The organism is Legionella stuttgartensis, assembly GCF_977063405.2.
Genome location: NZ_CDRUHA020000093.1, coordinates 306,115 through 328,322, shown reverse-complemented (window position 1 = coordinate 328,322; position 22,208 = coordinate 306,115). Strand labels below are relative to the sequence as shown.

The following is a 22,208-nucleotide window of genomic DNA, read 5'->3' as shown; positions in this document are numbered from 1 at the left end:
AACACATAACTCAGGTTAGGATGAAGTAAACTCACAATTTGCTTAACGACGCACTACTACCTGAATGTTTGCAGCATTCTTGATTGCATGTGGCTTACTAATCCCTACTGTAATTTGAGAGACTTTAAACTGTTTTTTGATTAAGTCTGCAACTTCATTGGCAACTGTTTCAATGAGTTGGAATGATTTCGATTCCACATAGAGCGTTACACTATTACACAGCGCTTCATAATCTATAGTCTTAGTTAAATCTTCCTGGCACGCCCTGAAATCAGTATCAATACTGATATCAATCAATAATTGTTGATTAATGCGTTGCTCCCATGCGTAAACGCCAATTTTAGTACTTACGTTAAGAGCTTTGATATTCAAGGTATCCAAATTTCCGCCTACCCAAAGTAATTTATCGATGATTTTATCTAAATAGTTATAGTGATGTATAGAGTTATGTCGCCTGGGTTTGAGGAAACTTAACCCAGGTTCCAGCTCCATCATCATTCTATAAATCATTTATACCTTTAATTCATTGGTTTCTTCTTCCTGATTTTGAATTGCATCGGATTTATTAAAGAGGAGGCTCGCTCCTTTATCGTATCCCAGTATTGGTAATGCAAGTACTAACATCAAAGATAAGCCAAGAATCATTTTACTTAATAAAATAGGTCCAGCGACACTACCTGCCATTACGCGAAACGAAGTATGAACATTTTCATCCACAGCAACACGCCATAAATAATTAGCCATGGCGGGAACTAAAGTTAGGTCTAATAAACCAAAAGCAGGAAAACCGGTATACTCATCATCAAATTGTTTGCCTGTAATTGCATGATACGCGCTTTCAAAACGGACTGCTAAGCTGGATGAAGGGGAAAACAATAAACCTAAATGACGATATCGACTTTCACTTATAAACTGCCCTATTTTTTTGACGCTAAATTGTTCTATATCGTCTTTTTTTAAAATTTGCGAATGAATCTGTTGCTCATCCGCGTCCATATAAATTCTGGCAATGGAGTTTTTATCTTGTTCGGTTTTATCTTGTGGGAAATTGTACTCAACTGCATTGGCAATTAATCGCCCCATAATCGCAGACCCTTGTTCATTAGGTTCAATTTGCCAAGTATGCTTTCCACCTAAAGGGTTTAATGACGACGTCATATCAACAAAAACAATTTCTTTTTCTTTAGCGGCTGCGTAATTCAGGATTTCTCGATATAGTTCATTCATGGTTTCTTCAACCACAGTAAAAGGAGCGCGGCCTTTTCCTTCGGCGCGTGCTAAATGAGAAAATCCAGTATAAATAAAATAAGGAGTTAATTTTGTAATCGAGGGATAATATTGAGATAAAAGGACAATACGACTAAGTTGAGGGTTATTCTCAATTAACTCATCAATAATTTTTTTATAATCATTTAGTATCTTTGTTTTTACTTCATCGAAAGCCAAGTTGATGGCGGGTTTTGCATGCTCTGGTGTAATTCTTAAAAGGAGTTGGGGGTAATTCATTTCCTGCATTAAGGTATTTGCTAGCGCTTCTCGATAATTATTACCACCCACGCTGATGACCGCAACATCGGGTTTCCATGCTGTAACTGCCTTCAATTGCTGTACATAAGAGCTAGTATGATCCAGATCTTTGGGTAGAACTTTATCTAAGCGACAGTACGACATTAGATCTTCTGTTGTCGCACCATCAACAGCAAAGTTTCCTACCTCATAAGAATCTGCTAACTCATGATGAGCGAGAGCGACTGCAGTTTGATGCGTTACTGTATGGGTTTTTTGATCATAAGCTTTTCTTTTATCGACCCAATATCCATTGTCTACAGTGGAGTCGCCCATTAAAGCAACTTTTTTGGGGGATTTTTCATGACTTCCCTGCACAAGTTTTAATCTACCTGTGTCTTTAGGATATCCTAATCCTATCGATTGAGAAGAATTTTTAATTAGTCCCATAATAAACTCTTTATAGTAAAATTGATGCTGATTATGTTTCTAAACGTATTCCATAGTCAATTAATAAACAATTCTTGTTTTAGTTCGAGTGGATAATGCGTAAATATGTTAGCATTAGCGTATTTTGATGATGTTGGGATAACACGATGTATGATTTGGATCAATCTTTGTTCCTACGTGCTTTAAGAAGACAACCTGTAGAACGAACTCCTGTATGGATGATGCGTCAAGCAGGACGTTATTTACCTGAGTATCGAAAGACAAGACAACAGGCGGGTGATTTTTTAAGTCTGTGTAAGAATCCCGAGCTTGCGTGCGAGGTTACATTGCAGCCTTTACGTCGTTATGCTTTAGATGCTGCTATTTTATTTTCTGATATTTTGACCATTCCAGATGCAATGGGATTAGGTTTGTATTTCGCCGAGGGCGAAGGACCTTGTTTTCAGCGACCTTTGCACGAGATACAAGCAATTGCCAATTTGCAAATCCCAGAAGCAGATTCTTTAGCTTATGTAATGGATGCGGTACGACTAATCCGTCGAGAAATGCCAAAAGAGCTTCCTTTGATTGGTTTTGCAGGCAGTCCATGGACTTTGGCGTGTTATATGGTTGAAGGGAGAAGTACCAGAGACTTTAAGCGTATTTTGCATTTAATTTACACCGAAAATGAAGCGGCTCACATGTTGCTGCATAAGTTAGCAGTATCCGTAGCAGATTATCTTATGGAGCAAATTAAGGCGGGTGTTAATTCAGTTATGCTTTTTGATACCTGGGGTGGAATTTTAACACCAGAGAATTATCAAAAATTTTCCTTAGGATATATGCAGCAGATTGTGCAGCAAATTAAAGCGAATTACCCTAACATTCCCGTTATTTTGTTTACCAAAGGTGGGGGGCAATGGTTGGAAAAAATGGTTAGTACGGGTTGTGATGCTTTGGGTATCGATTGGACCTGTGACTTGGGGGAAGCGCGTCGGAGAGTCGGCAATCAAGTCGCATTACAGGGGAATCTTGATCCCTGCGTGTTGTTGACTTCTAAACAATGTATCCGAGAAGAGGTAAAGAAGGTGTTGGCGTCTTTCGGAGCAGGTTCGGGACATGTCTTCAATCTCGGACATGGTATCACTCCTGATGTGCCTCCAGAGCATGTTGCGGCTATGATTGAGGCTGTTCATGAATTTAGCCCTTATTATCATCAATAATGATATCAAGTTGCCTGGGTCTTACTGTACTCAGGCCTACAAGCAGGGAGATAGCGCTCTGGCTGGTTTTCTCTTTAAATGTTAACAAAAGAGATACTTAATTCCTACAGTAATTTCATTACCACTTAAAGAAGAACTATAAAGGCCTTTGGGATTATTAAAAGTAATAATTCGATGATCAATATTCGCGTGTGCATGATTGTTGTAGAAGTTATGAGAATATTCTAATTGAGCAACCCAATGTGTCTTTAAAATTGGTAAGTCAAAAGGCAATTGTGTTTCAGTCTGGTTTTTTAAATTTATTACACGAAATAGATTATTAGAAATAGTACATCCATTGTTTTGCAACAAAATATCAGATTTGCCTAATGCATTAGTATTGGTCTCTAAATTACCGAATTGATAAAATCCTTGGCGATAAGGTGAATTATTAAAAGTAACTCCACCCGGACCTTGGCCTAACTCAGACTTTGGGAGCGCGTCCCATTGTTGTAGTACAGTACCTTTATTCGCATCAAATAATGTAAGAGGGTATTGATGGCCCACTGGAAGTTTTTTGCAAATAAGAAATATGATAAGCAAGAATTGCTTTACTTGAACTATTTTTATCAAAATAAATAATTTTTTTCGTATTAATACCTGTAGTAACAGGATTTCCGGCTGCTGCTATCGTTTCTGCTTGTGCAATTGAAATTTTACCCTCTAAATTAGGAATATCTTGAGCAATATCATCAATTAATAGGCCTGTTACCGTTGGATTAGCTTGTGGTGAGATATGATAAATGACTTGTGCGCCAAAAACAGGTACCCCCCCATAACATTGATTATAACGAATATGACTTACTTGAAAGGCATCAATGTCACCGCCGACAAATTGTAAGGTATTAATCGCATTTTTTTGAGTGGATAAATTTGTAGGTAACTGTAGCCCTGGTGAAATAGGTGTTGCTTGTGTCAGGGAAAATTTTCTAATAATGATGCAGGATCATCCACTGTTCCCCATAGAATCTGTTGTTGAGCCGCATAACCAATTGTAAGAGGAGATAGGTATATGACTAATGTGAATCCTTGCAACAGTCTTGGCAACTTCCTTGCCTTCATGTTTTTACTCCTTTAATAATATATATCCTGAGACAAAACTAATTTCAGATTAAAAAATTACTTTAACTAAATTTTGGAAAAAAACTAGGGCTGTCGCTCATTTATTCCTCCCTATCAAATGTACAGAAAAATTTAATAGGGAAGTGATTTTGCTTATTAAATTCCCGTTAAGCATTTAGAGGTAGCCTGAACTTGGGAAATTATTGTGTCAAACATTTACTTAAACTAGATGGCACACAATCTTCTGAAAAATCCATCATAACATGAGACTCTTTGTGGAAAGAAACAGAGTATTCTTCTTCTACTGCTTGTTTTAGTTTCTGATATCGTTTGTCTTTAAGAGCATGCACTTTTTCAATGAGTTGATGATATAAGTCAATATCTGATTGGGTTTGGGGACGTGTTAATTTTCTTAATTGATCGGCATGTTCTAATTCTTCCTGAGTGGGGAATGTGGATTTTTCCGATTTATGAGAAAATAGCGAAAAAAGAGAAAAAGAAGGGCGAGGCTGAAGCGCAACCGATTTTTCTTCAGAATTCTGTGAAAAGGATGATGAAGAACCATTCTCAACCTCCTTTAATTTTTTAGAGTTATCTTGGTGCCTTGGTGAATTCAAAAAATTAAGATTTAATGATATTCTTTTTCTTGATTTGTTTGGCAAGGGATCACCGGCTTTAGTACCAAATGATGATGTTAATAAAGAGTTAGCCTCTGGCTTTTCTGCTATTCTAGAATTACTTTGATATCGAGGTGATAATAGAGGGTCCACAGAACAACTCACCTGTGATTTTTTTTGCTTTCCCGAATGTGAATGCTCTTCGGCCCACTCATAAATGATCCTACCAACATTCTTCATTTTCTTTGCTAAAAGTGCTTGCCTTGGTCCCCACGGCTCAGGAGCCATTAACGAGTTTACTTTCTCCCATTTCGTTACGGCTTCATTGAACGCTTTCTCTCCTGTCTTGGCTTGCTGAATTCCCTCATCCCCGAGGAGGCTTGGAAGAATTCTGGCTAAAATGAGATTTGCATTGTTTATTGTATCAAGCATTAATTTCTCAGGGGTTGTCTCTGGATATTTCAACGATTCAATGTAGCTTTTAGGGATATCGATTAATCGCTTCCTTACCTTTAGATGATTTAATAATTGCAGTTCAGTGGAAATTTGTTCAATTATTTTCTTACCTTCTTTTGCAGCACTTTCAAATCCTGAGTTTGCGATCCAAATACTAGACAATGATATATTTAGATGAAAGCTGCCTGTTTCATTAATACATTCTGTCCAAATCTCATTAAGAAGAGAAAAGGCTTGTTGGAGTGCTTGCTCTGCTTGGGATTGATATTTTTCTTGCAAAAATTTCTGGAGCTCATCATCTGAATCAAGTAATTCTTCTTGGGCTTTGCTCAATTCAATATAATTTTTTAGATAAGTAAGATACTGATTTAAACGTTCTAGAAAAAACAATTGATCTTCTAGGAACGCCGCAATGGCTGCCGCTTGAAAACCCGCACGCAAAGAAATATTTGGCATGCTTAGCCATTCTTGAACCGTATGGATTTCTTTGCCAATGGTTACATTTTTTTGTAATAAGTTATCGATTTTTAATATGTTTTCTTCGTGAAGAACCGTAGGCGACTTAACTTGCGCGTTTGAGGTTTGATGGTGAGTTAGCAATTCGGCCTCTTATTTTTCATGCTGAATTAATTATGCGCCGATTGTCGCACGATGTTTGAAAAAATCAAGCTAAGCCTGTTAATGAGTTTGTGACCAAAAAACATATCATCCTGTAAGCAGTTAGGCACCCACTACCTCATAGTACACGCTTTATCTAGGGATCTTATAGTTCTCTGGATTTGAATTTTCTTGACTTACCCTCTATGTTAAAAAGAGGAGTCTTCTCTCAATAGAAACGGATGTCACACACCATGACGCACTCTCAAAGAATAACTAATGATGTTCTTGTTGATTTAGCACTACAAGGTGGCGGTGCTCATGGAGCATTTACCTGGGGCGTGCTGGATCGTTTATTAGAAGAAAAGAAGCTACGAATCGATGGTATTTCGGGTACATCTGCTGGAGCTATGAATGCAGCAGTCCTTGCCGATGGTTATACCAAAGGGGGTTCTGAGGGAGCACGCGATATGCTCGAGTTGTTCTGGAGGAATGTCTCTGAAGCGGCACGTTTTAGTCTTTTACAACGCAGTCCTCTTGATATTCTATTGGGCCAGTGGTCGCTCGATTATTCTCCTTTTTTCATGACCGTGGATATCATGTCTCGATTGTTTTCACCCTATGATCTTGATCCATTCGGAGTGAATCCACTTCATACTATTTTGGTGAACACCATTGATTTCAAAATATTATCACGCAGTCCGATCAAATTATTTATTACTGCGACAAACGTGAGTACTGGCAGAGGAAGAGTTTTTCGCAATGACGAAATCACGCCTAATGTTCTTCTTGCATCCGCATGTCTGCCTACTCTTTTTAAGGCAGTGGAGATCAATGGAGAGCACTACTGGGATGGAGGATACTCAGGGAATCCCACAATTACACCGCTTGTTCGCGAATGTGAATCAAATGATACAATTTTAGTGCAAATTAATCCTGTCGCACGCCCAGATATTCCTCAGTCAGCACGGGCTATTCTTAATCGTCTGAATGAAGTTTCGTTTAATGCTGTGTTACTTAAGGAACTTCGTATGATTGCTTTATTACGGCAGCTGGCGCATCCACAAGATTCTGAAGGGGCAAAATGGGCTGGTATGCGGATACATCGGGTGAGCAGCGATATTATGCTTGAGCTTGGTTATTCCTCCAAACTCAATGCAGAATGGGACTTTTTACTTATGCTGCGAGATGAGGGACGTCAAGCTGCTGACGCTTTTCTCTCAGAACATGCGAATGACCTTGGCAAACGTTCTTCTCTTGATCTTGATGTATTACTTGAGGGCGTTTAGCGTTATTCATTTCTAAACTGTCTACTCAATTGAATGGCCATTTCTATTGATTGTTCGTAATTAAGCCGTGGATCAACCAAACTATGATAGGCTTTTTTCAGATCATCCGCTGATAATCCGCGAGCGCCACCAATACACTCCGTAACGTTATCACCAGTCAGTTCAAAATGAACGCCACCTAGATAACTACCCATATTGCGATGAATTTCCAACGCTTGTTTGAGCTCTAAGAGAATGTTATCAAAGTGACGGGTCTTAATACCATCCACTGTAGTTTCTGTATTTCCATGCATAGGATCACAAGACCAGGTCACTGGAATTTTTGTTTTTTTCACGGCCTCAATCAGTGGAGGAAGCAGTTTATCTATGTGTCGTGCTCCCAGTCGAGTGAACAACAAAAGCCGTCCCTCTTCACGCTGAGGGTTTGCGCGATTTAATACTTCTTCTAACCATTCGGGAGTAGCTCCTGGGCCAATTTTGATCCCAATGGGATTTTCGACACCACGCAAAAACTCCAAATGTGCACTGTCAGCTTGTGCGGTGCGCATACCAATCCAGGGTAAGTGCGTAGAGAGGTTATACCATAAGCCATCTTCCATTTGACGGGTCAATGCTTGTTCGTAATGTAAATGCAAGGCTTCATGAGAAGTGTAAAAATCTACTTTAGCTAAATTACTGGCTTGTATTCCACCAATGGTATCTAAAAAGTCCAAGGTATCACCAATTGATTTAACCAGGGTTTGATACTCATCTTTTTGTTTTGAATGTTCAACAAAACCCAAGTCCCATTGCTGAGGATGATTAAGACTGGCAAAACCACTGTCGAGCAAGCTACGAATAAAATTTAAAGTGATGGCTGAGCAGTTGTAAGCCTGCAATAATAATTTAGGATTGGGTTCCCGTGCTTCCTGAGTAAATTCAGGGGAGTTAACCAAATCACCTCTATAGCTTGGTAAAGTAACTCCCTCAAGTGTTTCATAATCGGAAGATCGGGGTTTTGCATATTGTCCAGCAATTCGCCCAACCCGAATAATGGGTTTGCGTAACCCGTGCAATAAAATCAAGCTCATTTGTAAAATGATTTTTAATTTATTGCTAATAATTTCTGAACGACAATCATTAAATGATTCGGCGCAGTCGCCGCCTTGAAGAATAAACGCTTCCCCACGTCCAGCACGTGCAATTTCTTTTTTTAAATTTTTTACCTCACTACTGGTAACCAGAGGAGGTAAAAGGCTCAGTTGTTCTACAATTTTATTTAACTGCTCTTCATCAGAATAAGTTGCAGCTTGTAAATACGAGTACTGGAGCCAAGACGTAGGCGACCATTTTTGCATAAAAAAACCTATGTAACTTTTTTGAGTCTAAGTATGGAATAAATGAACACATACTGCAAGCGAACCTGACCTTAAATGATAAAGCTTTTATCCATCTTGTCTATATGCATAGAAACTTTAGGAGCTTTGAGGGGCATATGGGAGAGGGAGTATACTTGATAATGGAGCAAAGCACATGACAACCTCTGTTGTCATGAGGTTCTTGAAGTCATTACTAACTTTTGCTCGGGGTAAAATCACTAAGACTTTCCATTGTATCCTTCACCATAGACACTATTGTATCTCGTTTGGCATACGCGACACCGCCCAAAAAGAGAGTACCTACGGCAAAGATGGAAAATTTTATCAAAGAGCTCTTAGAAAAAAAGGGTTTTTTCTCTTCAGGTAAAGCAATTTCTTTTTTGGTATCATACCAATCTGGTAAGTTATCTCTGTCATATAGCTCATGAGAGTCAGTATTATCTAATACAAAAAAGGAATAGGTATCTGCATTATTAATTGCCCTTGCTGTAACTCTAGAACATTCTACTTGAGTCGTTCTGGGTAACAATCGAAAATCCTCCGGATAAGGGCGTTCCTCAGTACTGTTTTTTACTTTTTTTTGACCATGATAATATCCTCTATCATTCACAAAACCATATCGATGTGAAGACTCATGGAGCAATGTTGCTAAAGCCTTGGAAGGATGGTTTGTAAGCATTCGATAATCAATATGGATTGGACCAAAATAGTCTCTTACGAATAATACCTCTCCCAAATCACTCTTTACCTCATGACCAAAAACATATCCAACGACTGTATTTTTAGGATTATTTAATAAGGACTGTCTGATATTACTGATATACACCTTATTAGGCTTAGACTCCACATTTTTGGCATGATAAAGCATTAAGTCTCTAAGTAATAAATGATAATTCAGTTTTGCGCCATCAACCGTTGATTGTGTGTTAATTTGAGGAATTAGCTCATCAATATTGTGTTCTACTGGGTTATCGTTCTTATTTTCAAAATAAAATAGATACCACTGATTATTTGCTCTTACCAGTACATAAGTCTTTTCTTCGAATGCCGCGATTTCATGCTGCAAGGGCTTGTGATCCATTATTTCAAGAGAGATGTTTAATTGCCTGTTTAATCCTTTATAAGTTTTGAGTAGGTTATTTTTAATTGATTCAATGTTTTCAAGAATATTATTTATAGAATGACCACCAGTAATGGGAACATAAAAATGTCTTTTTAACATTCTTAAAGCATGTAAAACTTTAGGAGGGGCATGATCATCAATGAACATCTGTTTAATATTTATATTTTTTTGATGTTTAATCCCTTGATCACAGTTATTTAAATAATCTTGGAGTTGAGTTAATAAGTATAGAGTTCTTTCCAGCCTCATTACGGATTCATTATAAATTTGATTAAGTGTTTCTTTTTCTTGTTTTGTTAAAAGTTCATCTTTAGACTTTAATGAAACAATTGTTTGATCCTGTGCAATATATTCAGGTTTTTTTTTCGAATTTTTATGATTTTTTGGCATTTTGGTTTCCTCGATACAACTGGAACTCAGTCCAAATTAAATTCAATACTTGATGCTAATATTGTACAATAATTAACCTTAATGAATTATTAAATTCCATTCGGGATAAAAATAATAAAATCAAATGCATTATTGAAGCGCTTTTAGTTGCGTAATCTGTGCATTAATCAGCGATTCGGAATAAAGTACCTGGTTATTTATTAATAAAATCAGGGGGGGAAATACTTTTTAGGTTTGTATCGCTGTGATTTACATTAATTTGTTGCAATAAAAATTTAATAACCCTTGAAATCTTATTAGGTGCCCCCATCTCTGGTTTTCACATAGCTAAGCTGTTGAAAAGGAGTAATTGCATGAGTAAAAAACAAGATAAAAATTGGCATCAATTTAAAGAAGAGAATGAATCAAAACATGTTGAAAATTCAGAAGACACTGTAGACTTATCTGAAGAAATAGACCACTCAGAACCCTCTTTAGCTCATCCAAGTTACATTGAGTTGAGTGAAAAGCTGACTCTTGCGGAACAGCAATCTCATGAAAATTGGGAAAAAGCAGTTCGTGCTCAGGCTGAATTGGACAATGTTCGTCGTCGTGCTGATCGCGAAGTAAGCAATGCTCATCGCTATGGTGTTGAGAAGATAATTACGGATTTATTACCGGTAATCGATAGTCTAGAACAAGCTTTACAACTGGCTGTTAAAGAAGAAGATGCAGCAATGCGTGAAGGCTTAGAATTAACTCTGAAACTTTTTATGGATGTATTGAAAAAATTTGAGGTTCAGCAAATTGATCCCATGGGTATGCCTTTTGACCCACAGATTCATGAAGCAATGTCGATGCAAGATGTACCCGGTGCAGAACCTAATACAGTATTAGCAGTATTCCAAAAGGGATACAAACTAAGTGATCGAGTGATTAGACCTGCACGTGTGGTTGTGTCAAAAAAATAAAAATGTAAGTTCTGTGGGTTGAAATTGGCAGGCTATGCCCCATATAAGAATCATTGCATTAGAAAACTACTACTTTGGAGCAAGAATAGAATGGCTAAAATTATAGGAATCGACTTAGGTACCACCAACTCATGTGTTGCGGTGATGGAAGGGGATAAACCTAAGGTAATCGAAAACAGTGAAGGTCACCGCACAACGCCTTCCATCGTCGCTTTTACTGATGATGGTGAAGTATTGGTGGGACAAGCTGCAAAACGTCAAGCAGTAACCAATCCAGATAATACTTTATTTGCGATTAAGCGATTGATCGGTCGTCGTTTCGAAGATGCGGTTGTGCAAAAAGATATCAAAATGGTTCCTTACAAGATCGTTAAAGCAGACAATGGCGATGCTTGGGTTCGTGTGAAAGGTCAGGACAAAGCACCACCACAAGTTTCTGCTGAAGTATTACGTAAAATGAAAAAAACTGCAGAAGATTACCTTGGTGAAGAAGTGAAAGAAGCGGTAATTACTGTACCTGCTTACTTCAATGATTCTCAACGCCAGGCAACTAAAGATGCGGGTCGTATTGCTGGTCTTGAAGTAAAACGTATCATTAACGAACCTACTGCTGCAGCTCTTGCTTATGGTATGGATAAAAAACGCGGTGATTCAATCATTGCTGTATATGACCTTGGTGGTGGTACTTTTGATATCTCGATCATTGAAATTGCAGAAGTTGATGGAGAACATCAGTTTGAAGTACTCGCAACAAATGGTGATACGTTCTTAGGCGGAGAAGACTTTGACTTGGCGTTGATTGAGTACCTTGCTTCTGAATTCAAAAAAGACACAGGTATTGATTTGCACAATGATCCATTAGCATTACAACGATTGAAAGATGCTGCTGAAAAAGCAAAAATTGAACTTTCTTCAGCACAACAAACAGATGTTAATCTGCCTTACATTACCGCTGATGCTTCTGGACCTAAACATCTAAACATTAAATTAACTCGCGCTAAACTTGAGTCTTTAGTTGAGAAATTGGTTGAGCGTACAGTAGAGCCTTGCAAAATCGCATTGAAAGATGCTGGATTGAACGTATCACAAATTAACGAAGTCATTTTGGTTGGTGGTCAAACACGTATGCCTTTAGTACAAAAAACAGTAGAAGAGTTTTTTGGTAAAGAACCACGTAAAGACGTTAACCCCGATGAAGCCGTTGCTGTGGGGGCTGCTATTCAAGCTGCAGTTTTATCTGGTGAAGTAAAAGATATTCTGTTACTTGACGTAACTCCTTTGTCTTTAGGTATTGAAACTATGGGTGGTGTAATGACCAAACTCATTGAGAAAAATACCACAATTCCGACTAAGGCCAATCAAGTGTTCTCTACTGCAGATGATAACCAAACAGCCGTGACTGTGCATGTACTCCAAGGAGAAAGAGAGCAAGCATCAGCGAATAAATCTTTAGGTCGATTCGATTTAGGTGATATTCCTCCTGCTCCACGTGGCGTACCACAAATTGAAGTAACTTTTGATATCGATGCTAATGGTATCCTGAATGTTTCTGCCAAAGATAAAGCTACTGGTAAGGCACAATCCATCGTTATTAAAGCATCAAGTGGTTTGAGTGACGAAGAAGTAGATGCAATGATAAAAGATGCTAAATCGCACGCCGAAGAAGACAAGAAATTTAAAGAAATGGCAGAGTTACGTAATCAGGCAGACAGTTTGATTCATAGTTGTGAAAAATCAATGAAAGATTTGGAGGCTGAACTTGCGGAAGATGAGAAGAAAGGCATAGAAACAGCAATTGCTGAATTAAAAGAAGCGATTCAGGGCACTGACAAAGCACAAATTGAAGAGAAATTAAAAGTGTTAAACGATGCTTCTGGTAAAATGGCTGAACGAGTTTATGCTAAAAAAGCATCTGAAGGACAATCAGGACAAGGTGAGGCTCCTCAGCAAGAACAAGCGAATACTCAAGAGTCAGCTAAAACTGATGAAGGAGTTGTTGATGCTGAGTTTGAAGAGGTTAAAGACGATAAAAAATAATTGTTATCGTGACTTAGTCGCCTAGGTGCTTTGTAGCCTGGGCATAATGAAGCGGGGCCCGGGATTAAAGTTTATTCTAGAAATCCCCGGTTCCGCTTCGCTATGCTTAGGCTACATTGTCAGTTTTATATTTTTAATATTGTGAGTAGTTATGGAACAGCAGGATTATTATGAACTTTTAGAAGTAAGTCGAACTGCAAGTGATGCCGAAATTAAAAAAGCATATCGCAAGTTGGCAATGAAGTATCACCCAGATCGCAATGCTGGTGATTCTGCTGCAGAAGAAAAATTTAAAGAAATTCAAAATGCTTACAGTATTCTCTCTGATCCACAAAAACGTGCTGCCTATGATCAATTTGGTCATGCAGGTGTTGATCCTTCTATGAGAGGCGGACAAGGTTTTGGTGGTGGTTTTGGCGGTTTTGGTGATGTTTTTGAGGATATTTTTGAAAATATCTTTTCTGGGGGACGGGGTGCTGGAAGGCAATCTCGTGGTCAACGAGGCGCTGACTTGCAATTTAATGTGCAATTAACGCTCGAGGAAGCGGCTTTAGGTAAAGAGGTGCAAATTACAGTTCCTAGACATGGCGCTTGTTCTACCTGCAGTGGTAGTGGCGCTAAAAAAGGAACCCAACCTAAAACGTGTGAAACCTGTAATGGTATGGGACAAGTCAGAATTCAACAAGGTTTTTTCTCTATTCAGCAAACCTGCCCTAGTTGTCATGGTGAAGGAAAAATTATTTCTGATCCTTGTCCAGATTGTCATGGTCAAGGTCGAGTTCGTGAAAGTAAAAAACTAACTGTTAAAATTCCTGCTGGTGTAGATAACGGTGATCGCGTTCGTTTAAGCGGCGAAGGGGAAGCCGGCATGCATGGTGGTGGCCCTGGTGATCTGTATGTACAAATCAACGTAAAAAAACATACCATTTTTGAACGTCATGAAAATGATTTACATTGTGAAGTACCCATAAGCTTTATAATCGCTGCAATGGGTGGTTCCATTGAAGTACCAACCCTTGAAGGACGAGTTACTTTAAAAATCCCTGAAGAAACGCAAACCGGTAAAGTGTTTCGTTTAAGAGGCAAGGGGATGAAGTCGGTACGGGGGCATGGTCAGGGCGATTTATTATGTAAAGTCGTGGTAGAAACTCCCGTGAATTTATCACGAGAGCAAAAAGAATTATTAACTAAATTCCAAGAATCATTGGAAAATGCCAAAGGAAAACACTCTCCACGCTCAAATTCCTGGTTTGCAGGTGTGAAAAAATTCTTTGAAGACATGAAATTTTGAACTAAGTAAGTTACAATGCTCACATTTATCTAAATGTGTATTTTTTGAGCTTGATGACCAAGGGATTTGTTATCGTTATGACTCTTATAAAAAGGAGTCATCGTAGCCCGAGTGAAGCGAACCTAGCCCGAATTGATCTGAACATTCTGGGCTCCTTCGCTTCCTCCAGGCTACAGATTCATTAAGGCTACTAAAAAACACATTGAATAACCAGACTAATAGAGTAGATCCATGATGAACCAACCAGCAATTTTAGTATTAGCCGATGGAACTGTTTATGAAGGTATTTCAGTAGGAGCAACAGGCGATTGTGTCGGAGAGTTGGTTTTTAATACCTCTATGACGGGTTATCAGGAAATGCTCACTGACCCTTCTTATACACGACAAATCATTACTTTGACTACAGCACATGTAGGAAATACTGGATGTACGCATGAAGATATGGAGTCAAATAAAGTTTGGGCTGCAGGACTAGTACTTCGTAATTCTTCAATAATCCATAGTAATTATCGCGCTGAACAATCTCTTCCAGATTGGCTCAAAAAAAATGGCGTGGTTGCGATTGCTGGAATTGATACTCGAGATTTGACCTTGCGTTTACGAGAACACGGTGCCATAGGTGCTTGCATCAGTACCGATGTAGAAAACCCTAAAGCGGTTTTAGCAAAAGCAAAATCGTTTGCTGGATTGCAGGGTGTTGATTTAGCCCTAGAAGTTTCTAGAAAAACTATAGAACGTTGGCATGATGGCCAAGGCGAGTGGGGGAAAGACTCACAGCCCCAAAAATTTCATGTAGTTGCTTATGATTTTGGAGTAAAGCACAATATTTTACGTATTTTACATGACAAAGGTTGCCATTTAACTTTAGTTCCGGCAAAAACTTCGGCAGCAGAAGTTTTGGCAATGAATCCTGATGGTGTATTTTTATCTAATGGTCCTGGAGATCCACAGGCTTGTGATTATGCAATTCAGGCTACCCGAGAGTTTTTGGCGCAGAATATTCCCTTATTTGGCATTTGCCTAGGTTTTCAAATTTTGGCTTTAGCGTGTGGTGGAATAACCAAAAAAATGAAATTTGGTCATCATGGCGCCAATCATCCTGTCATTGAAACTGAAGGGAAAAAACGTGTTTTTATAACCAGTCAGAACCACGGTTTTGCAGTGGATGAAGAGAGCTTACCTGACTGTCTTTCTATCACTCACCGTTCATTATTTGATAATACTCTTCAGGGCATTAGACATAAGGAAAAACCGGCATTGGGTTTTCAAGGTCACCCGGAAGCAAGTCCTGGACCACATGATATAGAAATAATATTTGATGAATTTATAAAATTGATGAAATAGGATATACACATATAATTAGAGGATTAACTAATGAATGAAAGTCACGTTTTTACTTCTGAATCGGTTTCTGAAGGACATCCGGACAAAATCGCAGATCAGATTTCTGATGCAATTTTAGATGCTATTTTAATGCAAGATCCTGCTGCGCGTGTTGCTTGCGAGGTATTTGTTAAAACAGGTATGGTCTTAGTAGGTGGAGAAATTACTACTAAAGCATGGGTTGATGTGGAGGCCGTAACGCGACAAGTTGTTAAAGATATAGGTTATAACAGCTCACAAATGGGTTTTGATTGGGAGTCTTGTGCAGTACTCTCTGCCATTGGTAAGCAATCTCCTGATATTGCTCAAGGCGTAGATAATAAAGAAACAAAAATGCTTGGTGCGGGAGATCAAGGTTTAATGTTTGGTTATGCCAGCCGTGAGACCGATGTATATATGCCTGCTCCCATTGCTTATGCACATCGTTTGATGGAAAAACAAGCTCATTTACGTAAATCAGGAGCATTACCCTGGTTGCGACCTGATGCTAAATGTCAAATAACCTTAAAATATGAAAGAGGTATACCTGTTGAGGTTGATACAGTTGTTTTTTCAACACAACATGCAGCTGAAATTGGATATAATGATTTAGTTGAAGCAGTACGTGAAGAAATTATTAAAACCACATTACCTGGCGAATGGTTGACCCATAAAACACGTTATTTCATTAACCCGACAGGGCGTTTTGTGATTGGCGGCCCCTTAGGGGATTGTGGACTAACTGGTCGTAAGATTATCGTAGATACTTATGGTGGTATGGCGCGACATGGTGGGGGATGTTTTTCGGGTAAGGATCCCTCTAAAGTAGATCGTTCTGCCGCTTATGCAGCACGACATGTAGCAAAAAACATAGTAGCGGCTGGACTGGCTGATAAATGTGAACTTCAAGTTTCTTACGCAATTGGGGTTGCAGAACCCACGTCTATTTTTGTTGAAACCTTTGGTACAGGTCGTTTATCAGATGGTGAAATAATTGAATTAATTCACTCTAATTTCGATTTAACGCCACAAGGTATTATCGAATATCATGATTTACTTCGTCCAATCTATAAGCAAACAGCTACTTATGGCCATTATGGACGCGAGAATTTACCTTGGGAACGTTTGGATAAGGTTACGGAGTTAAGCAAAGCTTTATAAGGAGAGCTAATGGAACTAGTCAATAAGGTAGAGGCAGGGAGCAATATGACAAAAGATTATAAAGTAGCTGATATGTCACTGGCTTCTTGGGGACGCAAAGAGATTGCGATAGCCGAGACTGAAATGCCAGGATTAATGGCTTTGCGTGAAGAGTTTGCTGCAACGAAACCATTAAAAGGTGCTCGCGTTGCAGGTTGTTTGCATATGACAATTCAAACTGCAGTGCTTATTGAAACGTTGATCGCTTTAGGCGCTGAAGTTCGTTGGTCTTCCTGTAATATATTTTCTACACAGGACCATGCTGCTGCAGCAATTGCCGCAAAAGGTATTCCTGTCTTTGCCTGGAAAGGTGAAACTGAAGAAGAATATTGGTGGTGTGTAGAACAAACTCTTATTGGACCGAATCAATGGACTCCTAATTTACTACTGGATGACGGTGGTGATTTGACACAAATGGTTCACCAAAAATTCCCGGAACTGTTAGCTGGAATTAAAGGCGTTTCTGAGGAAACAACCACGGGTGTTGCGCGGTTATATGAAATGGCTAGAAAGGGTGATTTAAAAATCCCAGCGATTAATGTGAATGATTCCGTAACTAAATCCAAATTTGATAACATGTACGGTTGTCGCGAATCGTTACTGGATGGAATAAAACGCGCGACGGATGTAATGATTGCTGGAAAGGTCGCTTTAATTTTAGGTTATGGTGATGTAGGTAAAGGATGTGCTCAAGCATTACGTGGTCAAGGTGCGAATGTTTTAATCGCAGAAATTGATCCTATTTGCGCGCTACAAGCTGCAATGGAAGGATATCGTGTTGTGACTTTGGATGATGTAGCCGAGCAGGTAGACATCGTTGTGACTGCCACGGGTAATTACCATGTAGTGACTCACGATCATATGAAACGTATGCGTCACCAGGCTATTTTATGCAATATTGGTCATTTTGATTCTGAAATCGATGTTCACAGTTTGAAGAAATATCAATGGGAAAATATCAAGCCCCAAGTGGATCATATTATTTTTCCAGATGGTAAGCGCTTAATTCTTTTAGCTGAGGGACGATTGGTTAATTTAGGATGTGCTACAGGCCATCCAAGTTTTGTGATGTCAGCCTCTTTTTCCAATCAAATTTTGGCACAAATCGAATTATTTAAAAATGCTGCTCAATATGACCTAGAAGTGTATGTTCTGCCAAAGTTATTGGATGAAAAAGTAGCTCGCTTGCATTTGGGGAGAATTGGCGCGAAATTAACCCAACTCACGAAAGAACAAGCCGACTATTTAGGCGTGGCAATCAGTGGTCCTTATAAGCCGGAGCAATATCGATATTGATTTGTAAATTCGTAGCCTGGGTGAAGCACAGCGGAACCCAGGTTTTCCTCGCTCAGATTTCCCTAGTTAAGGTTTGTGCTTTCACTCAGGCTATAGGCCACGCTTGTTTAGTAAAAAATTTCTCACAAACCTGCACTCAAATCCAACCGCTTGAGTAAACATGAACATGGTTTAATTTTACCATCTATCTGATTGCGCCTTTTGCACAAAATATTCATCAAGCCTTCGTTTCGTTCCAGGGCTAACTAATTCAGGCAATTGATAGTAATCATACCAGGCCATTTGTTCAATTTCGAACGAATAAGTTTGAGTAGAAGTAAAACTTTTAATAATAAAAACAATCGGATAGTCACTTACCCCCATATACATATGAAAATAAATCCCAAATAATTGTGGTTCTTCAATGGGGATTATTCCTACCTCTTCTTTTAATTCACGTATAAGGGTCTCTTTAGCCGACTCACCTTTCTTTGCACCACCGCCTGGAAGATACCAATGGGGTTGATATGTGTGTTTTACCAAAAGGACCTTGTTCTCATGATTTAAAATAATAGCGCGTGCTCCTACAGTTGTTATTCCAAGCAGGGATTGCACTTTTCGTATGCAACGAGTGGCTGTTTTATAAAAAAAATATCGTAGCTCCATGATCAGTTTTTATAAATAGAAATAAAGGCCCATAGATGGAGTATATAGAGCGTCTTAAGAATTTCAATCATCTATTTTTAAGCTTACTACATTAAGGATAGGAGGGTAGCATTTTTGGGATAGGGCTCATCTTGTTTTGCCCTTTTTCTTATAGCATACTGATTTCGATGTATTCTTATAAGGAGATTGTTGCATGTTTAAATCAGGGATTTTAGGTTTAGGTCTTTTAACTATGGCGCAAGGTATTTTTGCCTCCACTGGTGAAGATACAGTGCGAGTAATAATCAAATATAAAGAACAAATGACCAGCGTTTCTTCTTTAAAGTCACAAATAAAACAGATAACCCAATTACCCGTAAAAGAATTAAATCCTATGGCCAATGGTGCCTTTTTATTAATTTTAGACTCAACAAACAGCACTTTAGCTAAAGGCGATAATGAGGATCCTACATCCTTGGTTTTAGAGCGTTTGCGTAAAAATCCTCAAGTTTTATATGCAGTTAAAGACAGAGTAAGTTATTTTAAACCTGTTCCTGATCCAGAGATTCTGGGCACAGGTGATATATTAACACACGAAAGTCAGTGGGATGAGTTTTCTCGCCCTGCAGGAATTATGTTGGAGTCCAAGCCTGGATTTAGAGATGGAGCTTGGGCATATACCACTGGGCTTTCTAAAAAGCCAATAGTGGTTGCAGTATTAGATACTGGAATTGCTTTAAATGACAGTTTAATAAATAACCTAGTAAAGGATAGTTCCGGTAACTTATGGGGTTGGAATTTTGCTGGAAATAATAATAATTTGGTTGATGAAACCCGATCGTACCATGGTACTCATGTTGCCGGGACCATTGCCGGTTATGGCAGCGTCATGAGTGGAATGGGGGAGGATTTAAAAATTCTTCCTTTAAAAATTCCTGGAGCTAATGGGATGTTTTATGAGAGCTACGTTATTAATGCAATATATTGGGCAGTAGGAGGCGATGTTCCTGGGATACCACAAAACATTCACCCTGCAAAAGTATTAAACATGAGTTTTGGGGTCGATAGAGGTCCTAAAGATGAAATAGATTATTGTGATCAAGCACTACAAGAAGCAGTCTTTTTTGCACGCAAAAAAGGCGCGGTATTGGCGGTCGCAGCGGGAAATGATAACGTTTGGGAACATTTTAATGCACCTGCGATTTGCAATGGAACCATTAAAGTGGCCTCTACTGGACCTGAAGGCCTTAGATCCTATTTTTCGAACTACGGCCCAAGTGTTACTTTAGCCGCTCCGGGGGGAGACAAGCGTTATGGTATTTGGGGAGGAATTTTATCCACAGTGAATCCTGGCGGGGGATATAATGGATCTGGCTTCGATTTTTATCAGGGAACCAGTATGGCTACCCCTCATGTTGCTGGCGTTGCCGGATTAATTTTTGCTGCAAGTGAGAAAGTACTTAGTCCGGAACAAATAGAACAATTACTGTATTCAACAACACATGATTTTGGAGTCAGTGCTGATGCGAATAAATCATGTGTAGGTAAAAAACCTTGTGGACATGGTATTTTGGATGCTGAAAATGCAGTAAAAGCGGCAGCAGCAGGTTATGATCTAATCTTTTCTGCCCCCAAAATAGAACATTTGGCCATTAAGGATTGTGGAAGTAACGCACTGACTCCAAGTACCAGGCGTATTGTTTCCGAGGGGGGAGTCTGGATACAAAACCGTGCTACCTGTGAGAGTGCAGAGAACTTTCAAAAACCTCATGTAGAGCAAACTAAAGATGGAAACATTGTTGCCTATTATGGTTCTGTAAGTTATCGACTCGAACAAAGTGGTTACAAGTCATGTCATATAATTGGTTACGATGGCATTGGTTGTTATTTGTAATTCAGCTCCGGCCACAACCAGAGTGACAACTTAAGTTTGTCTCTCTAAGAGACATTCACAACCATGTCATTCTGGGAAGTGAACGACGAAGGATCTCCTGATTTTTACTCATACCCATCTTCAGGAGATCCCTCACTACGTTTGGGGTGACGTATCCTCTACTTTTAAAAATCTCTAATTGAAAAAGGGGCGTAATCGCTTGGCTGCTGCACGTTGCTCTAACTGCTCGGAAGAGAGTGTTTTTGGTAGTGTCAAAGTATTGCTTGGTTGAGTTAAGGTATTACTTGGTGGGGTCAAATTATAATGAGGCTGCGGTTTATAAATTGAAGGCATGATAGTGAGCACTTCTTCTGCTTGCTTTAAGAGAAGATCGAGTTTTTGATTCAGCAACTCGTTCTTATTAATTTTTTCATAAAGTTCTTTAGCGACCCCAAGACCATGTAATGTGGCTTGATAATATTGGGATATTGGGCCTCTCAGCGCGGCTATATGATCAAAAAGCGGTCCTACGGATTGATACTCTAAAAGTAAGGTCACATTTTCTGCAAGTTTACGCATCAAACTTAAAAAATGATCCTGTAGCAAAATCAGTTTTTGCATTCCTTTGATGAATGTGTTTTGTCTGATGTGTCTACTTTGATGCGCTTTTAATTCAAAACTTAAGTGATCTTTTTGATAGCGGTGTGTAATTCTTAATAGAGAATTAACGAGTAACGTCAGCGCATGAATGACTTGTTTTAAATCTTCATTACCTAAAGCATAGGCAAGGCGATCCATATTCATTTTAGACGAATTTCGTGGCTGAATATCTAAGAGATAAAGCAAGTTTTGATCAATGCTTAGGAGTATAGCCAGGGTATCTTGATTACTTAAACGATATTGTAAAACTAATTGGATGGAACAAATTGTATCCTCTGTGGAAGATGATTCGTCTACCGGCTCTTTATTTAATTCATCAAGAAGACGTTCTGATGATTTAATACTCTTGGTTGCTTCATCCAGTAGATTTTTTAATTGTTCTACATTGATCTCATTCATTATGTATAAGGCACCACGGTGATTAAGAAAAAACATCCTTATCTTTAATAATAACATTTAAATGCGCTTTTAAACTATAATTTAAAAAATTAGCAGGACTTCCTAACTTCTTATGAATAATTATAAGAAATTTAAAAACTTTGATGAGTTTTATTCTTTTTATCTAAATGAGCATAAAACAGTGATGTGTCGACGCTTGCATGCTCTTGGGACTTCTTTAGCCTGTCTAAGTTTGATGTTCTTCCTTTGGACTTGGCATGGTTTATGGCTTGTTCTGATGCTTGTAGTTGGTTACGGATTTGCCTGGATTGGGCATTTCGTTTATGAAAAAAATAAACCGGCTACATTTCATTATCCTTTATATAGCCTGATGGGGGATTTTGTCATGCTTTGGCAGATTTTAAGGGGAAAATTAAAAATCTAATTT

The 22,208-nt window shown here is 38.7% G+C and carries 20 protein-coding genes; 10 read left to right on the top strand and 10 right to left on the bottom strand.

The window, feature by feature from the left end; genetic code table 11:
* Positions 1–42: 42 nt before the first annotated feature.
* Positions 43–381: a dihydroneopterin aldolase gene (gene folB / locus ACWTEW_RS31630; RefSeq protein ID WP_454782065.1), complete on the bottom strand. Its 339-nt coding sequence runs from the start codon at positions 379–381 to the stop codon at positions 43–45.
* A gap of 129 nt (positions 382–510) precedes the next feature.
* Complete coding sequence (locus ACWTEW_RS31625; protein WP_454781936.1) at positions 511–1,956, bottom strand: SGNH/GDSL hydrolase family protein; 1,446 nt, start codon at positions 1,954–1,956, stop codon at positions 511–513.
* A gap of 146 nt (positions 1,957–2,102) precedes the next feature.
* On the opposite strand from ACWTEW_RS31625, the gene hemE reads away from it, so the two are divergent.
* The gene (hemE, locus tag ACWTEW_RS31620) at positions 2,103–3,158 is read left to right on the top strand and encodes a uroporphyrinogen decarboxylase (RefSeq protein ID WP_454781935.1); all 1,056 of its coding nucleotides are present in this window, start codon (positions 2,103–2,105) and stop codon (positions 3,156–3,158) included.
* A gap of 81 nt (positions 3,159–3,239) precedes the next feature.
* On the opposite strand, the gene ACWTEW_RS31615 is transcribed toward hemE, so the two are convergent.
* The 4 genes from ACWTEW_RS31615 to ACWTEW_RS31600 form a co-directional block, all read right to left on the bottom strand.
* Positions 3,240–3,740, bottom strand: a complete 501-nt coding sequence (locus ACWTEW_RS31615) for a hypothetical protein (protein ID WP_454781934.1) — start codon at positions 3,738–3,740, stop codon at positions 3,240–3,242.
* Complete coding sequence (locus tag ACWTEW_RS31610) at positions 3,673–4,017, bottom strand: hypothetical protein (RefSeq protein WP_454782064.1); 345 nt, start codon at positions 4,015–4,017, stop codon at positions 3,673–3,675. The genes ACWTEW_RS31615 and ACWTEW_RS31610 overlap by 68 nt, the downstream gene beginning before the upstream one ends.
* A gap of 95 nt (positions 4,018–4,112) precedes the next feature.
* On the bottom strand, positions 4,113–4,259 hold the full coding sequence (locus ACWTEW_RS31605; RefSeq protein WP_454781933.1) for a hypothetical protein: 147 nt from the start codon (positions 4,257–4,259) through the stop codon (positions 4,113–4,115).
* A 200-nt stretch (positions 4,260–4,459) separates the two neighbouring features.
* Positions 4,460–5,932 carry a hypothetical protein gene (locus ACWTEW_RS31600; protein ID WP_454781932.1) on the bottom strand — a complete coding sequence of 491 codons (1,473 nt, stop codon included), beginning with the start codon at positions 5,930–5,932 and terminating at the stop codon, positions 4,460–4,462.
* A 251-nt stretch (positions 5,933–6,183) separates the two neighbouring features.
* On the opposite strand from ACWTEW_RS31600, the gene ACWTEW_RS31595 reads away from it, so the two are divergent.
* Positions 6,184–7,218 carry a patatin-like phospholipase family protein gene (locus ACWTEW_RS31595; protein WP_454781931.1) on the top strand — a complete coding sequence of 345 codons (1,035 nt, stop codon included), beginning with the start codon at positions 6,184–6,186 and terminating at the stop codon, positions 7,216–7,218.
* Positions 7,219–7,220: 2 nt separating this feature from the next.
* Here the strand turns inward: ACWTEW_RS31595 and ACWTEW_RS31590 are convergent, their stop codons facing one another.
* Together ACWTEW_RS31590 and ACWTEW_RS31585 are read right to left on the bottom strand one after the other, a co-directional pair.
* Entirely contained in the window at positions 7,221–8,555 is a 1,335-nt protein-coding gene (locus ACWTEW_RS31590; RefSeq protein WP_454781930.1) for a 3-deoxy-7-phosphoheptulonate synthase class II, read from the bottom strand.
* A 214-nt stretch (positions 8,556–8,769) separates the two neighbouring features.
* Entirely contained in the window at positions 8,770–10,089 is a 1,320-nt protein-coding gene (locus ACWTEW_RS31585) for a hypothetical protein (protein ID WP_454781929.1), read from the bottom strand.
* 353 nt (positions 10,090–10,442) lie between these two features.
* On the opposite strand from ACWTEW_RS31585, the gene grpE reads away from it, so the two are divergent.
* From grpE to ahcY, 6 genes are all read left to right on the top strand, one after another.
* Positions 10,443–11,039, top strand: coding sequence for a nucleotide exchange factor GrpE (gene grpE, locus ACWTEW_RS31580; RefSeq protein WP_454781928.1), 597 nt, complete (start codon positions 10,443–10,445; stop codon positions 11,037–11,039).
* A 90-nt stretch (positions 11,040–11,129) separates the two neighbouring features.
* A complete protein-coding gene (gene dnaK / locus ACWTEW_RS31575; RefSeq protein ID WP_454781927.1) occupies positions 11,130–13,076 on the top strand; it encodes a molecular chaperone DnaK in 1,947 nt (648 codons plus the stop codon).
* A gap of 151 nt (positions 13,077–13,227) precedes the next feature.
* Complete coding sequence (gene dnaJ, locus ACWTEW_RS31570; protein ID WP_454781926.1) at positions 13,228–14,367, top strand: molecular chaperone DnaJ; 1,140 nt, start codon at positions 13,228–13,230, stop codon at positions 14,365–14,367.
* 231 nt (positions 14,368–14,598) lie between these two features.
* Positions 14,599–15,711 (top strand): glutamine-hydrolyzing carbamoyl-phosphate synthase small subunit, encoded by a 1,113-nt coding sequence (gene carA, locus ACWTEW_RS31565; protein WP_454781925.1) that lies wholly within the window; start codon positions 14,599–14,601, stop codon positions 15,709–15,711.
* A 30-nt stretch (positions 15,712–15,741) separates the two neighbouring features.
* Entirely contained in the window at positions 15,742–16,890 is a 1,149-nt protein-coding gene (gene metK, locus ACWTEW_RS31560; RefSeq protein ID WP_454781924.1) for a methionine adenosyltransferase, read from the top strand.
* Positions 16,891–16,899: 9 nt separating this feature from the next.
* Positions 16,900–18,225, top strand: a complete 1,326-nt coding sequence (gene ahcY / locus ACWTEW_RS31555) for an adenosylhomocysteinase (RefSeq protein ID WP_454781923.1) — start codon at positions 16,900–16,902, stop codon at positions 18,223–18,225.
* Between the two features lie 177 nt (positions 18,226–18,402).
* On the opposite strand, the gene ACWTEW_RS31550 is transcribed toward ahcY, so the two are convergent.
* A complete protein-coding gene (locus tag ACWTEW_RS31550; protein WP_454781922.1) occupies positions 18,403–18,870 on the bottom strand; it encodes an NUDIX domain-containing protein in 468 nt (155 codons plus the stop codon).
* 193 nt (positions 18,871–19,063) lie between these two features.
* On the opposite strand from ACWTEW_RS31550, the gene ACWTEW_RS31545 reads away from it, so the two are divergent.
* The gene (locus ACWTEW_RS31545; protein ID WP_454781921.1) at positions 19,064–20,743 is read left to right on the top strand and encodes a S8 family serine peptidase; all 1,680 of its coding nucleotides are present in this window, start codon (positions 19,064–19,066) and stop codon (positions 20,741–20,743) included.
* 174 nt (positions 20,744–20,917) lie between these two features.
* On the opposite strand, the gene ACWTEW_RS31540 is transcribed toward ACWTEW_RS31545, so the two are convergent.
* Positions 20,918–21,781 (bottom strand): hypothetical protein, encoded by an 864-nt coding sequence (locus tag ACWTEW_RS31540; protein WP_454781920.1) that lies wholly within the window; start codon positions 21,779–21,781, stop codon positions 20,918–20,920.
* Between the two features lie 112 nt (positions 21,782–21,893).
* Here ACWTEW_RS31540 and ACWTEW_RS31535 point away from each other — a divergent pair, with 112 nt between their 5' ends.
* Complete coding sequence (locus ACWTEW_RS31535; RefSeq protein ID WP_454781919.1) at positions 21,894–22,205, top strand: Mpo1-like protein; 312 nt, start codon at positions 21,894–21,896, stop codon at positions 22,203–22,205.
* Positions 22,206–22,208 lie beyond the last annotated feature (3 nt).

Coding starts and splice junctions, on each gene's coding strand:
- metK (WP_454781924.1), top strand. CDS start 15,742: ATGAATGAAAGTCACGTTTTTACTTCTGAATCGGTTTCTGAAGGACAT.
- ACWTEW_RS31585 (WP_454781929.1), bottom strand. CDS start 10,089: ATGCCAAAAAATCATAAAAATTCGAAAAAAAAACCTGAATATATTGCA.
- ACWTEW_RS31595 (WP_454781931.1), top strand. CDS start 6,184: ATGACGCACTCTCAAAGAATAACTAATGATGTTCTTGTTGATTTAGCA.
- ACWTEW_RS31625 (WP_454781936.1), bottom strand. CDS start 1,956: ATGGGACTAATTAAAAATTCTTCTCAATCGATAGGATTAGGATATCCT.
- ahcY (WP_454781923.1), top strand. CDS start 16,900: ATGGAACTAGTCAATAAGGTAGAGGCAGGGAGCAATATGACAAAAGAT.
- ACWTEW_RS31540 (WP_454781920.1), bottom strand. CDS start 21,781: ATGAATGAGATCAATGTAGAACAATTAAAAAATCTACTGGATGAAGCA.
- hemE (WP_454781935.1), top strand. CDS start 2,103: ATGTATGATTTGGATCAATCTTTGTTCCTACGTGCTTTAAGAAGACAA.
- ACWTEW_RS31590 (WP_454781930.1), bottom strand. CDS start 8,555: ATGCAAAAATGGTCGCCTACGTCTTGGCTCCAGTACTCGTATTTACAA.
- ACWTEW_RS31550 (WP_454781922.1), bottom strand. CDS start 18,870: ATGGAGCTACGATATTTTTTTTATAAAACAGCCACTCGTTGCATACGA.
- grpE (WP_454781928.1), top strand. CDS start 10,443: ATGAGTAAAAAACAAGATAAAAATTGGCATCAATTTAAAGAAGAGAAT.
- dnaJ (WP_454781926.1), top strand. CDS start 13,228: ATGGAACAGCAGGATTATTATGAACTTTTAGAAGTAAGTCGAACTGCA.
- ACWTEW_RS31535 (WP_454781919.1), top strand. CDS start 21,894: ATGAATAATTATAAGAAATTTAAAAACTTTGATGAGTTTTATTCTTTT.
- dnaK (WP_454781927.1), top strand. CDS start 11,130: ATGGCTAAAATTATAGGAATCGACTTAGGTACCACCAACTCATGTGTT.
- carA (WP_454781925.1), top strand. CDS start 14,599: ATGATGAACCAACCAGCAATTTTAGTATTAGCCGATGGAACTGTTTAT.
- ACWTEW_RS31545 (WP_454781921.1), top strand. CDS start 19,064: ATGTTTAAATCAGGGATTTTAGGTTTAGGTCTTTTAACTATGGCGCAA.
- ACWTEW_RS31605 (WP_454781933.1), bottom strand. CDS start 4,259: ATGAAGGCAAGGAAGTTGCCAAGACTGTTGCAAGGATTCACATTAGTC.